Here is a 13,413-nt window from a genome sequence, read left to right on the forward strand (position 1 = left end):
TCGAATAAATGGCAGGCGTTTATTTTACACCGAAAAAAAACAAATTATACGAGGAGGATATCATATTGAAAAAAAATAGATTAGGTACATCTGATTTATATGTAAGCGAAGTTGGGCTCGGGGCTATGTCATTACCAGAAAATGAAAAAGACGTTACATACCTTGTTGATAAAGCTCTTGATCAAGGCATCAACTTTATTGATACGGCTGATCTATACTATTTGGGACGCAATGAAACGACGATTGGAAAAGCTTTAAAAGGAAAACGTGACCAAGTGATTCTTGCGACAAAAGTAGGGAATCACTGGGAAGAAGGAAAAGAAGGTTGGTTCTGGGATCCTTCAAAAGCCTACATAAAAGATGCGGTAAAACAAAGTCTTCGTCGCTTAAATGTGGATTATATCGATCTTTATCAATTACATGGCGGGACATTAGATGATCCGATAGACGAAACGATTGAAGCATTTGAAGAGCTTAAAGCTGAAGGGGTTATTCGATATTATGGCATTAGCTCCATTCGTCCAAATGTGATTCGTGAATATATTAAAAAATCTTCCATTGTCAGCGTCATGATGCAATATAGTATATTAGATCGTAGACCTGAAGAAACTGTACTTGATCTTCTACATGAGCATCAAATCAGTGTTATTGCAAGAGGACCCGTTGCTAAAGGACTTTTATCTGATCACGGTCTAACAAAAGTTTCCGATCAAGGTTATTTAGATTATAGCAAAGAGGATCTTGCAACAATCATTACTCAATTAAAAAAAGATGTCGCTAAAGAACGTTCTCTTTCAGAGCTTGCCATCCGCTATGTCCTCACACATCCCGCTGTAGCTGTTGCCATACCAGGCGCTAGTAAAGAAAGTCAGTTGTTAGCTAATATCCATGCCTCAGAATTCCCATCATTAACAAGCGAGGAAATTAAAGCGATACAACAAATAACTAAAGCTAATGTATATGCTGCTCACCGTTAACCTTACACTCGCTATTTAGTAGCCGCTGCTCTCGCCTTTACATTGTCAAGACATCGTAAAGCCTCCAATTTATAACTTGTTGGAGGCTTTACTTTTTAGATCAATGACACACGACATGGCTTGATTCATAATTTGATTCAAACTTTTCAAATCAAAATTTTTTGTTTTTTCATCATAATCAATCGTCATCTCGTTATCTAGATAAACTTGATTATAGGACATGACATAGATGGGTACGCTATTTGTATCAATTTGAACTTCATTTTGAATCGGTTCATCTGTAAAACCTAAAGTATAAATGCCATCATCCGAGCATCCACAACCTTCCCGATCATAGTTCAATACGAAATGACCATTTGGATGCTGCTTGATGATTTCATGAATCTTGTTTTGAGCCTGCTCTGTCCATGTGATATGCATACTCATTCCTCCTCATATTAGTATGTTTTATTACTTTAACATACCCTAATGTTACATGGTAATATCCTGCTTTATACGTATGACGAGCAAGATAGTGTGTTAGTTGAAAAATATTTGGTATACTTACTTTACAAATCTACCCGAGGGGATGTTTCTTAATGATATCAATTGAAACAAATGAAAAATTTGAAGAAGCTATTCAAAGTCCAGAAACCATCATCGTTAAATTTCAGGCTGGCTGGTGCCCTGATTGTAAACGTCTAGATATGTTTATTGATGACATTATTAAAGATTATAACTTTGAATGGTTTGATGTTAATAGAGATAATTTTCCTGAACTTGCAGAAAAATATGAAGTGATGGGAATTCCGAGTCTCTTAGCTTTTAAAAATGGTCAAAAAATAGCGCATCTTCACAGTGCAAATGCGAAAACACCTGAAGATGTTCGTCATTACCTTGATGGCGTTGATAAGCTTGCCGTTAAATAAGAATGAAAGGAGTAGAACAGAAATCTCTGTTCTACTCTTTTATTTAATCAATAGAATCATGCTTTGTTTCGTTACAACATTGATGGTATGTTTCACTTTCTATTTGTATTGTCGTATGATCGACAGAAAAATGATGAGATAAGATGTGGTTTGCTTTAGTAAGAATAGAATCTCGATCTGCTTCAGATTTTGCGATTAAATGGCAACTAAACGATGGAAATTCATTGGATATCATCCATATATGCAAATCATGTACACCACACACATCTTCAATGCTTTCCAATTCATTTCTTAGTTTCTTTAAATCAATATGCTCTGGCGTACCTTCCATTAAAATATTTGTTGCCTCTTTAATGACAAACCAGGCACTCTTTACAATTAATAATGAAACTAATATGCTTGCTAAAGCATCAACAAACCCCCATCCCGTAAAGTAAATGATGATGGCAGCCATAACGGCACCTAAAGATCCCAATAAATCACCAATAACATGAACAAGCGCACTTCTAATATTTAAGTTGCCACTTGTATCTCCTTTTAACAAAATATAAGCCACGAGAACATTGACCACGGCACCAGTTATTGCTATCGATAACATAGCCATACTTTTCACAGATTCAGGATGAATAAAACGTTGACACGCCTCCACAATAATAATAATTGAAATAACAAGGAGTGACACGCCATTAAATAAAGCGACTAATATTTCAAACCGTTTGTATCCATATGTTTTTGCTTCTGTTGCCTTTCTACTACCAATTATAATGGCGAATAAACTTAAACCAAGAGAGATGGCATCACTCAACATGTGTCCAGCATCAGACAATAGTGTTAGACTGTGACTAACAAAACCTCCAAAAGCTTCCAGAATCATAAATAAGACAATAAGTAAGAAACTTACCCATAATACTCTCTTGTTTACTTCATGATGATGATGATGATGATGGTGATGATCGTGATCCGTTTCCATCTCGCCCCTCCTCTCTCCCTTAACATGATGAAACATCATAAGGATTTCTTTCTTCCCTTTAGGGATAAGATTTAAAAGTAAATACCTATTTTAAGTCTGAAAATGCTTTAAGACGCGTTCAAAAAGATGGCTAATTAGAAGCCTATAAGATAAGAGCGGCGTAGTTCCTTAGGACTGGCATTCCTCGCGTTATAGTGGCTTCTGGCGCTAGTCATAGGACGTGAGCTATTTTAGCCAGATCCTCTTGTATCCGCTAAAAAAAGCGGGTGCCGAAATTCGCATCTTAACATTTAGTGACTTTTTTTGAACAACCTCTATAAGAAATGACATATGAATATATGCTCATATATATATAATATGAGTATTCTTTTTTGAATGTCAATGATTTTCCCCCTGTCTTTTCCATATTTTCGACAATATTAAAATGGATGTCAATCTAAATGATATCTATTAAAACTAAATGCAACGAAACGGACAGTGTAAGTTAAAGTCAATTGTTAAAAATGTTGTGAAAATATTGTATCTTTCATTCAGTCAAGGTAAAATATAGACCAGATTGAATGATTATAGAAGAAAAGGGGAAAATTTTTATGGAGACAAAGAAGCGAAAAATAGGAATCATTGGTGTTGGAAATGTTGGTACAGCAGCCGCCACCGCTATTTTACATAATAATATAGCAGACGAGCTTCTTCTTATCGATTGTGATAAGAAGCGTGCAGAAGGTGAAGCAATGGATTATTTAGATAGTATTGAATTCAATACATCTAGAACCTATGTCAAGGCCGCCAATTTAGAAGAAGCCGCCTCCTGTGACATACTTTTAATTAGCGTAGCCGATCCTTCCACTATTCCGTCGAGTTCACGTCTAGAGCTATTACAAGAATCCGCAAGCATTATTAAAGATGTTGTACCAAATTTAAAAAAACTAGGGTTTACGGGTATCTATATCGTGGCAACCAACCCATGTGATATTATCACTTACTTAACATGGACTCTCTCCGGTCTCCCTCGGTACCAGGTCATTGGAACGGGAACAGCACTCGATAGTGCAAGATTTAGACGCTTACTATCACAAGAACTCAAAAATATTAACCCTGAAACGATCCAAGGCTATACTTTAGGCGAACATGGCGATTCCCAATTTGGCGTTTGGTCACATGTGACAATTGGTGGTCAACCGCTCGATGAATTTGAGAACCAAACAGGAGTACAACTTGATCGTAACGCTATTGTTGAAAAAACACGGAGTTTAGGCTGGGATATTCATACTCGTAAAGGCTGCACTCAATTTGGTATTGGCAACGTTCTTGCTTATTTTGCGAAGATTATCTTAGAAGACGCAAAGTCAATAACGCCGGCTTCTTGCATTCTTGATGGAGAATATGGCTTTGATGATCTGTCTATTGGCGTCCCAGCTGTTATTGGTAGACGTGGTGTAGAACGCATCCTAACCCTTCAACTAACGGACAAAGAATACAGGGAATTCATAACTTCAAGCCAAGTGATAAAAAACTATATTTCCGAGCTAAATAGTATCAAAATAGACTGATTGATTCTTTAAAAAGGGAATAATACATTAAAGAATAAAAAAATGGTAAAATAGATTTAATAGTGAGTGTTCAAAAAGGTGATAAATGAAAAGGGTTACTGTCTAAGTACGCTGGCATCCTGCAAGAAACGCCAGTTACTTGCCCGTCTTGGGCGTCGAAAGGCTAAGAGCGGCGCTGTTTTGAAGACCGAAATGTAGATTTTTGCTACTTGAGGACCGGAAAAACGAGTGGGCGCCGAGATTCGCAGCTTATCATTTGGTGACTTTTTGAACAACCTCTAATAGGCTTGAATAATTAAAGGAGGAGAAAATGAGCGTACATATTGAAGCAAAACAAGGTGAGATCGCCGAAACGATTCTTTTACCTGGTGACCCCCTTCGTGCAAAGTATATTGCTGAAACATATCTAGAAGATGCGACATGCTATAACCACGTCCGAGGAATGCTCGGATTTACAGGAACCTACAAAGGAAAGCGAATTTCTGTTCAAGGAACGGGTATGGGAGTTCCTTCTATCTCCATCTACACGAACGAATTGATTCGTGACTATGGTGTTAAAAATCTCATTCGTGTGGGTACATGCGGCGGCCTTCAGCATGATGTGCACGTCAGAGATGTCATTTTGGCTATGACAGCCACAACCGATTCAAACATCAATCATCTTACCTTTCCGGGTTTTGATTTTGCACCAACAGCAAACTTCGATTTACTGAAAACAGCATATGACATCGGTACAGAAAAAGGACTAAAAATCCGTGCTGGCAACGTTTTGACCGCTGATGTCTTTTATCGGGATGATAAAGAAATCTTTAGGAAATTAGCTGATTACGGCGTTCTCGCTGTAGAAATGGAAACGACAGCTCTTTACACACTGGCTTGTAAATATGGAGTTAATGCTTTGACCATTCTAACTGTAAGTGATCATCTCTTCTCAGATGAAGATACAACGGCTGAAGAACGTCAAACCACCTTCAATGAGATGATCATCATGGCTCTAGAAACAGCCATTAAGAAGTAAGTAAAAGAGCTTCATCACCATTATTAATGACTTAGGCATTCAGTCTCTATAAGTGCGTTTTCAAAAAGTCACCAATGATAAGCTACGAATCTCAACGCCCGCTTGTTTTTCTGGTCCTAAGGAACTGCACCGCTCTTTTCCTCCGATGCCCAGGACGGGCAAGTAACTGGCGTTTCTTACAGGATGCCAGCGTACTTACCCAGTAACCCTTTTCATTTGTCACCTTTTTGAACACGAACTAACAATTTAAATAAGACTAGAAATCAACAAAAAACTTAATCTATTGTCTTAAAAAAGCTATGTAATAGGTATTACATAGCTTTTATTCAAAACTCATTACATACCTATAAGAGGATGTTCAAAAAGTCACCAAATGATAAGCTACGAATCTCGGCGTTGGCTTGTTTTTCCGGTCCTCATGTAGCAAAAACCTACATTCCGGTCCTCAAAACAGCGCCGCCTTGATCTTCTTGCTTCTAATTTGTCTTCTTTTTGAACACGCACTATAAAAATGTTCCTAGTAATTTAACATCTATTAGTATTTATACTCAGAAGATAAACAAACAAATTTTTAAAAATAGTTTTCTATCTAATCCATCGGTAAGCATAGATGAATATAAATATAGTATAAGAAAGGACATGCATATACCCACTAAATTGTTCTTAGAGGTGGTTCAAGAAAAAATGTAATACATTATGAACTTCAAAAGCTTCTGCTTTAAAAGCGAAGTAGCTTTTTTTCCAGTACTTCTTTTAATACCCCAAGATCTTCATCAAACAAGTTTATCCCGCATTAACGGCTAGTAAAGACCCTCACCTCAAGGTAATGAATCTAAACGAGTATTTCTAGGTGGGGGAGAACTACCCGAAAAAAGCCCGATTGGTTTATGCTGACAATCAGTGGGGATGACGCAGGCTAAAAACGCGACGTCCTGTCGCAACGCCTGCACTAGCACATCCTGTGCGTCGAAAAACCCCACTGATTGAAGTTTCACTTTACGAATCTGCATACCATCTATGAAAATATAGTCGCATCAACCACGAGCTACTACACTAAAAAAAATACCAGTATTACAACAAGATATCCCAGAAACCCCCATTGTTCCTCCTTTTTTCAAAACGATCTGCTAGGGTAATTTCACTCGAAAGGAGAATCATCATGAATTTCAACATTGGGATGACAGTCTTTATTTTTGCAATGACTTTGATATTTATTTTTTGGCGTCCAAGAGGTGTAAACGAAGCGTGGCCGACATCGATAGGTGCTGGTATTATATTATTAACCGGAATTGTTTCCGTAGATGAAATTATTGACATTTTGAGCAAAATAGGCGGTGCTTCTATTACCATTATAGCCACGATTGTCATGGCTGTTATTTTAGAGAGTTTTGGATTCTTTCACTGGGCGGCTGCTCGAATAGCTGATTTAGCTAAGGGATCAGGCCACCGTCTATATTGGTATATTCAACTTCTATGTTTTTTGATGACTTTTTTATTTAATAATGATGGTAGCATCTTAATTACGACACCAATTTTAATATTATTACTAAAAAATCTTCGTTTAAAACCACATCAACAAATCCCTTATCTATTAAGTGGTGCTCTGATTGCCACTGCATCTAGCACTCCAATTGGAGTCAGTAATATTGTTAATTTGATTGCATTAAAGATTGTTAATATGTCACTTTACATGTACACGGCTATGATGTTCGTACCAGCAACATTAGGATTACTCTTTATGTCTTTTCTAATGTATCTCTTACTAAAACACAAACTTCCTAAAACTTTACCACCGGCTTTTTATGATCTTGAAGAAATCTTTTTCACAAATCAATTTCATCCTCTAAAAGGTCATATCTCAGTCGAAACAAAACGTAAACGAACGCAATTTATGTTCAGAGTCTTGGCATTTGTATTAGGCATTCGTTGTCTTATCTTTGTGGCCTCCTACTTCTCTATACCTATTGAAATCGTTGCAGTACTAGGATCAATGACCCTACTCATTTGGAGGTGGTACCATTTACGAACGAATCCTGTTGATATCTTCAGGAAAACACCATGGCATATTCTTGTATTTGCTTTTTCCATGTATGTTATTATATATGGTTTAAACAACGCAGGACTAACCACTATCCTTGTATCCTTATTTGAGCCCATTATTAATAACAGTTTATTTCATGCTAGCTTTATTATGGGGGGCTTGATCTCAATCTTGTCAAACATTTTTAACAATCACCCAGCGTTAATGGTTGGCACCATAACGATCACATCAATGGGGCTAGATCCAATAACATTAAAGACAATATACCTTGCCAATATTATTGGAAGTGATATGGGATCTTTGTTACTACCGATAGGTACTCTTGCCTCTCTAATTTGGATGCATATATTAAAAGAAAAGAAAGTTAAAATCACTTGGAAAGACTATTTAAGTTTAACCTTTATCGTTGTTCCTATTTCAACTTTATTCACATTATGGCTCTTGTATTATTGGATTCAATTCATTTTCTAGACATAACCGAATCGTTGATCACACTTTCAAAAATAAGGTTCATTAACATTTTGTTAATGAACCCTAAAATAGATATAAAAATAAGCCATGATAAGAATTAAACTTATCATAGCTTATGAAACTAAGGTACATGAGCTGATTTAACATGATTGAAATTTAAATAAATGGTTTTATTTCTTGCTATAATGCACTCAATCTGGGAATTTTCAACTTTAGTAATTTTACCTATTTTATGTGAAGAATTTTCTAAATCAAATACAACTAGTTGATTGACGTATTTTTTACATTGTTGCTCAAAAGTTCGTGCATAGGACTGAATGGTTGGTTTAAGTGGAAAAACTCCATCTGCTAAATCATAAATTTTTTCATTTTGATGATAAGGAATGAGACGTTTCAAATGTTGCAAAGGAATAAGGACTTCTTTGTATACAGGTGTTGCAAAAACAATGTAATCGTTCATCACATTGGAGACGTAACCATGAAGTGATTTATCGTTAGAAATAAACACCTCAGATAAGATTCCTCTTGCATTGTTTAATATTTTTCGTAAGGACAACGTTTCTTCTTTTTCACCTATAGGAACATCCTTAGGGAATATGATATCTTCATTCTCTTCATTGCTAAAATCAATCATATCGATATGATTGAAAGGTAGATAGACAAAGTCTACTCCATTAAAAATCACAATGAGGTCCGAACCCACGTCTATAAGTATTCCTTTTAATACCTCATGGTCCAACAAATGTAAGACCACAAATTCACCAATAAATTTTTTAAATTTTTTCATTGTGTCCTCCTTCCCAAATAAAATCCTTACGTAGTAGTAGATTTATAGTTAACAAGAATACTTGCGACTGTAATAAGAAAGTTAAACTTTAAACATGACTTATTGAGCTTTTATAACAACATCATATGTAACCTAACAAGATATTGGTATAGTTAGATTTATCAATAGTTCTAAAATAGTTATTTCAACCAAAGATACCCGTCCCATAGAGATTTATATTTCAGTCTAATAACACTCTCAAATGGTCTATGACAACACAAAACCCGTTTTCTTGATATAACAATAAGAAAACGGGTTTTTTTATTAAAAAGATATCGAAGGAATCTTTCATTAATAATATTTAAGACGTTGCTATTTTCACATGACTTTATTCTGAAACCGAAGCATGATTAGTTGATACGAACGCGTAACAATCACCTTAGCAACAGCATAAGTAGGAATGGCAAGGAGCATTCCAAGAATCCCTGCTAAATTTCCTGCTACGAGAAGAAGTAAAATGATCGTTAACGGGTGAACATCTAATCTTTTACCCATAACTAAAGGTGAAATGAGATTACTCTCAATTTGTTGTACAATGACCACTCCTATCACGACATATAGCGCCATAATGGGTGACTGAATAAAGGCGACAATAACACCTGGTGCGGTCCCAATAAATGGACCAATAAATGGGATGACATTCGTAAATAAAATAGCTAACGCTAATATCAAAGCATAGTCTAGACCGATCACTTCATACCAAATGTAGATTAAAATACCGTCAAACAGACTTACGATCATTTGCCCTTGAATATATCCACTTAGAGCCTGATCCATATCTGTTAAGATTTTTTGTCCTTCGGCACGATGTTCGTGTGGTAAGAAACGCAAAATTCGACTAGGCAATTTATCCCCATCTTTAAGCATATAGAAAAGAATAAACGGTACCGTCACGATAACAATGACGGTGCTTGTAATTGATGAAATAATAGAAACGATATTGTTACCAATTGATGTGGTGAGTGTTCCAATAGAATGCGAAAACCGGTTGGTAATATCATTATAAGAAATATCGTTAAGGTTCAATCTCTCAAATAACCGACTATTTTGGAATTTATCTAACTGCGTTCCTAATTCTCTGACCAAACTAGGTATACTATTTATAAATGATATAAATTGATCATAAATAATAGGTCCAATTCCAAGAATAACTAATGTAATTAACCCAATAATCACAAGGTATATAAACAAAATGGAAATAACACGTGGGATCTTAAATCTACTAAGAAACTTAACAATGGGTCTTATTATGTAATAAAGAACACCGGCAATAATCACAGGTGCAGCTAATGTCGTAATTAAAACAACCAGTGGCCTGAAAATAAATGATATGCGTGATCCTACTGATATGACTAGAAAAATAGCGAGTATCCATAAAATAAAGCGAAAATATTTTGATTGAGGCATATTTTTCCTCCTTTTGAATGAAAGTCCTTATGTATAATCTAATACCTTCAATATTAAACTATTTGTAGAGGTTGTTCAAAGAATCACCAAATGATAAGCTACGAATCTCGGCGCCCGCTTGTTTTTCCGGTCCTCATGTAGTAGATATAAGAGGCTCTCTAGCTAAAACCGCTCACGATGGCGCTTGAAGCTACCACATCATGTGGAATGCTGGTCCAAAGAAAACAGCGCCACTCTTAGCCTTCCGACGCCCAGGATGGGCTAGTTACTCTTGTTCTGGCCGGATGCCAGTGTACTTAGCCAGTAACCCTTTTCATTTGTCTCCTTTTTGAACACACACTTGTAGTATTTAATTATAACAAAATATCGTATGACTATGTTAATAAAGTAAACTTTAATTGAGCTTTTAGAGCAGTTATCATGATTTGATTTAATTTCCTAATCTGTGAAGTGCAAGGTCCGTTATGTTTTATGTAGGCTTTATGCCCCTTACGACATTTCCCCTATTCAATTTTTCCTAAACAAATGGCTATGTCTATTCATTCTTCTACAAAATTATATCCATCTTATGAGAGTTCTAAAATATGTCATGTAAGTAAGCTATTTACCACGCTAGAAAAAGAGCAGGCTATCTATAAAAGATAACCTGCCGTTTTTTAAACTATAAGAGCTTAGTTTCAAAAAGTTACCAAATGATTAGCTATGAATCTCGGCGCCCACTTGTTTTTCCGGTCCTCATGTAGCGGATACAAGAGGATCTTCAACTAAACGTCCTTTGGCTGGCGCTTAAAGCTACCACATCATGTGGAATGCCGGTCCAAAGAAAACAGCGCCGCTCTTAGCCTTCTTGCTTTTGTTATCTTTTTGAACACGTACTATAAGACAATTTTAAACGGTGTTTCCAGATACGTTTTTAGTGATGATAGGAAGTTACTTGCTGGAGAGCCATCAATAATTCGATGATCAAACGTTAAACTTAAAGGTAAGAATCGTCTCTTTTCGATCGTTTCACCCACAAAAACGGCTTGGTCGTAAATGGATCCAATGCCAAGAATACCGACTTCAGGTGGATTAAGGACCGGTGTAAAAAAGGTAACACCTGACGTTCCTAAACTAGAAATCGTAAATGTTGAACCTGTCATTTCAGGACCAGCAAGCTTACCTTCACGTGCAGCGATGCTCATTTTTCTAATTCGTTTAGATACTTCACTTAATGAAAGTGAATCTGCATCACGAATAACAGGAACCACTAGACCTTCGTTTAACGCAACAGCAATACCAAGATGGACTGATTCATATGTTGAAATATTGGTTCCATCAAAGGTACTATTCAAATTAGGATGCTTTTTCAATGCTAAAATCGTTGCTTTTGCTACGAAATCCGTAATCGTAAGTCTGACATCCTTTTCATCTTGATACATTTCTCTCGCTTTTTTCTGAAATTGGATAAGTTCTGTGACATCCGCCGTCATTTGTATCGTTAATTGAGCAGCCTGCTGTAAGCTTTTGAGCATCCGATCACTTATCACTTTCCGCATGCCAGATATTGGTTTCACTTTTACACGATCATCACCTGCTATTCTTTTCTGAGGTTGGATGGCAGGCTCTTTATCATTCATTGATTGTTGTATTGATGCTAGAGTCTTTATTTCTTTAGCTTTAGCCTCAATGAGTTTAAATACATCAGCTTTTGTTATACGGCCATGAGGCCCAGTTCCTGTTACTTCATGAACATCAATATTTGATTCTTTAGCTAGTTTTCTCGCAGCAGGTGATACGCGAAGCTTTAAGACGGGGCGTCCTGACGCATTTTCATTTTTATCTGGCTTTGAATGATCTTCTGGTGCCATTTCTAGGGTAGGTTCTGCACTTGTTTCTGAATGGGCGACTTCGGGTTTAGCTGACTGATCAATAGATTCATTTTCAGCACCTATATACCCTATGGCTTCCCCTACTGGAACCGTATCATCTGGATCTGCATTGACTTTAAGTAGAATCCCATCACTGGGAGCCTCAACATCTTTTTCAATTTTATCAGAACTAATAACGACAACCGATTCACCTTTTTTTACTGGATCCCCGGCATGTTTCAGCCACTCAACAACTGTACCTTCTGACATGCCCATACCAAGTTTAGGCATTACAATTTCGATAGCCATCCGTATTCACTCTCCTTTCAGTCAATGAAAAACAGTAAAATCATTTGGAAGCAATCGAGTTATCCCCTATCATTTCCGCAAAAGCGGCCATGATTTTTTCAGGGTTAGGTAAATACAGATCCTCTAAAGACGGTGAAAAAGGAACAGGACTATGAGGAGCCGTTATCATTTTGATCGGTGCATCTAAATAATCAAATCCTTTATCAACAACCATGGCTGAAATATCGGTTGCAACATTACATCTTGGATAAGCTTCATCTACAATAATAAGTCTGCCTGTTTTAGCTACCGAATCAAGAATAGTGTCTTCATCAAGTGGTGATAAACTTCTTGGATCAACAATTTCAGCTTCATACCCTTTTTTTGAAAGTTGATTCGCTGCTTTTAGAGCCGTATGGACTTGTTTACCAATGGCAACAATCGTTAGATCCTTGCCTTTCCGTTTAATGTCCGCTTTTCCTATTGGAATGGTATAGAATCCTTCATCAACCTCACCTTTCATGGTATATAACGTTTTATCTTCAAAAAAGATAACCGGGTCATCATCAAAGATAGATGAGAGTAATAATCCTTTAGCATCATATGGTGTTGATGGCACGACCACTTTCAAGCCTGGTATGTGAGTAAACAACGCATAAAGGCTTTGAGAATGTTGGGCAGCCGCACGATAACCCGCGCCATGCATCGTTCGAATGGTTAATGGCACCCGCGCTTTCCCTCCAAACATATAACGAAGTTTGGCTCCTTGGTTCATCACTTCATCTAAACAACTGCCGATAAAATCATTAAACATGAGTTCTGCAATAGGTCTAAGTCCTGTTGCAGCGGCAGTTACCGATGCCCCAATATAGCCTGCTTCTGCAATGGGTGTATCAATCACTCTGTTTCGGCCGAATTTTTCTACAATGCCTTGAGTAACCCCCATAACACCGCCCCATGCTTCTTGATCCTGCAAATGATCCACTTCTGCACCACCAGCCACATCTTCACCAATTAGAATCACGTCATTATCCTTATTCATCGCTAGTGTAATCGCTTCATTAATGGCTTTTGAAAATGTTAATTTCTTAGTCATTTCATTCACCT

11 protein-coding genes are annotated in these 13,413 nt (G+C 36.8%); 5 read left to right on the plus strand and 6 right to left on the minus strand.

The features are described 5' to 3' along the window. Positions 1-65: 65 nt before the first annotated feature. Entirely contained in the window at positions 66-977 is a 912-nt protein-coding gene (locus FG390_RS08500; protein WP_141190617.1) for an aldo/keto reductase, read from the plus strand. Positions 978-1,046: 69 nt separating this feature from the next. Here the strand turns inward: FG390_RS08500 and FG390_RS08505 are convergent, their stop codons facing one another. After that, positions 1,047-1,397, minus strand: coding sequence for an iron-sulfur cluster biosynthesis family protein (locus tag FG390_RS08505; RefSeq protein ID WP_181406438.1), 351 nt, complete (start codon positions 1,395-1,397; stop codon positions 1,047-1,049). Positions 1,398-1,555: 158 nt separating this feature from the next. Here FG390_RS08505 and FG390_RS08510 point away from each other — a divergent pair, with 158 nt between their 5' ends. Further along, entirely contained in the window at positions 1,556-1,885 is a 330-nt protein-coding gene (locus FG390_RS08510) for a thioredoxin family protein (protein WP_141190619.1), read from the plus strand. Positions 1,886-1,928: 43 nt separating this feature from the next. Here the strand turns inward: FG390_RS08510 and FG390_RS08515 are convergent, their stop codons facing one another. Continuing rightward, the gene (locus FG390_RS08515; RefSeq protein ID WP_141190620.1) at positions 1,929-2,855 is read right to left on the minus strand and encodes a cation diffusion facilitator family transporter; all 927 of its coding nucleotides are present in this window, start codon (positions 2,853-2,855) and stop codon (positions 1,929-1,931) included. 590 nt (positions 2,856-3,445) lie between these two features. Between FG390_RS08515 and FG390_RS08520 the strand changes: the two genes are divergently transcribed. The 3 genes from FG390_RS08520 to FG390_RS08530 all read left to right on the plus strand — a co-directional run bounded on the left by FG390_RS08520 (position 3,446) and on the right by FG390_RS08530 (position 7,935). Beyond that, entirely contained in the window at positions 3,446-4,405 is a 960-nt protein-coding gene (locus tag FG390_RS08520; RefSeq protein ID WP_141190621.1) for an L-lactate dehydrogenase, read from the plus strand. Positions 4,406-4,715: 310 nt separating this feature from the next. Beyond that, positions 4,716-5,423 (plus strand): purine-nucleoside phosphorylase, encoded by a 708-nt coding sequence (deoD, locus tag FG390_RS08525; RefSeq protein ID WP_141190622.1) that lies wholly within the window; start codon positions 4,716-4,718, stop codon positions 5,421-5,423. Positions 5,424-6,582: 1,159 nt separating this feature from the next. Continuing rightward, positions 6,583-7,935 carry an arsenic transporter gene (locus FG390_RS08530; RefSeq protein ID WP_141190623.1) on the plus strand — a complete coding sequence of 451 codons (1,353 nt, stop codon included), beginning with the start codon at positions 6,583-6,585 and terminating at the stop codon, positions 7,933-7,935. Between the two features lie 121 nt (positions 7,936-8,056). Here the strand turns inward: FG390_RS08530 and FG390_RS08535 are convergent, their stop codons facing one another. The 4 genes from FG390_RS08535 to FG390_RS08550 all read right to left on the minus strand — a co-directional run bounded on the left by FG390_RS08535 (position 8,057) and on the right by FG390_RS08550 (position 13,402). Continuing rightward, on the minus strand, positions 8,057-8,722 hold the full coding sequence (locus tag FG390_RS08535; RefSeq protein ID WP_141190624.1) for a YwrJ family protein: 666 nt from the start codon (positions 8,720-8,722) through the stop codon (positions 8,057-8,059). A 357-nt stretch (positions 8,723-9,079) separates the two neighbouring features. Then, a complete protein-coding gene (locus FG390_RS08540) occupies positions 9,080-10,168 on the minus strand; it encodes an AI-2E family transporter (protein ID WP_141190625.1) in 1,089 nt (362 codons plus the stop codon). An 875-nt stretch (positions 10,169-11,043) separates the two neighbouring features. After that, positions 11,044-12,327: a dihydrolipoamide acetyltransferase family protein gene (locus tag FG390_RS08545; protein ID WP_141190626.1), complete on the minus strand. Its 1,284-nt coding sequence runs from the start codon at positions 12,325-12,327 to the stop codon at positions 11,044-11,046. A gap of 40 nt (positions 12,328-12,367) precedes the next feature. After that, positions 12,368-13,402 carry an alpha-ketoacid dehydrogenase subunit beta gene (locus FG390_RS08550; protein WP_141190627.1) on the minus strand — a complete coding sequence of 345 codons (1,035 nt, stop codon included), beginning with the start codon at positions 13,400-13,402 and terminating at the stop codon, positions 12,368-12,370. Between the last annotated feature and the right edge of the window lie 11 nt (positions 13,403-13,413).

It is taken from the genome of Terrilactibacillus laevilacticus (genome assembly GCF_006517395.1).
In the GTDB taxonomy this organism is placed as follows: domain Bacteria; phylum Bacillota; class Bacilli; order Bacillales; family Sporolactobacillaceae; genus Terrilactibacillus; species Terrilactibacillus laevilacticus.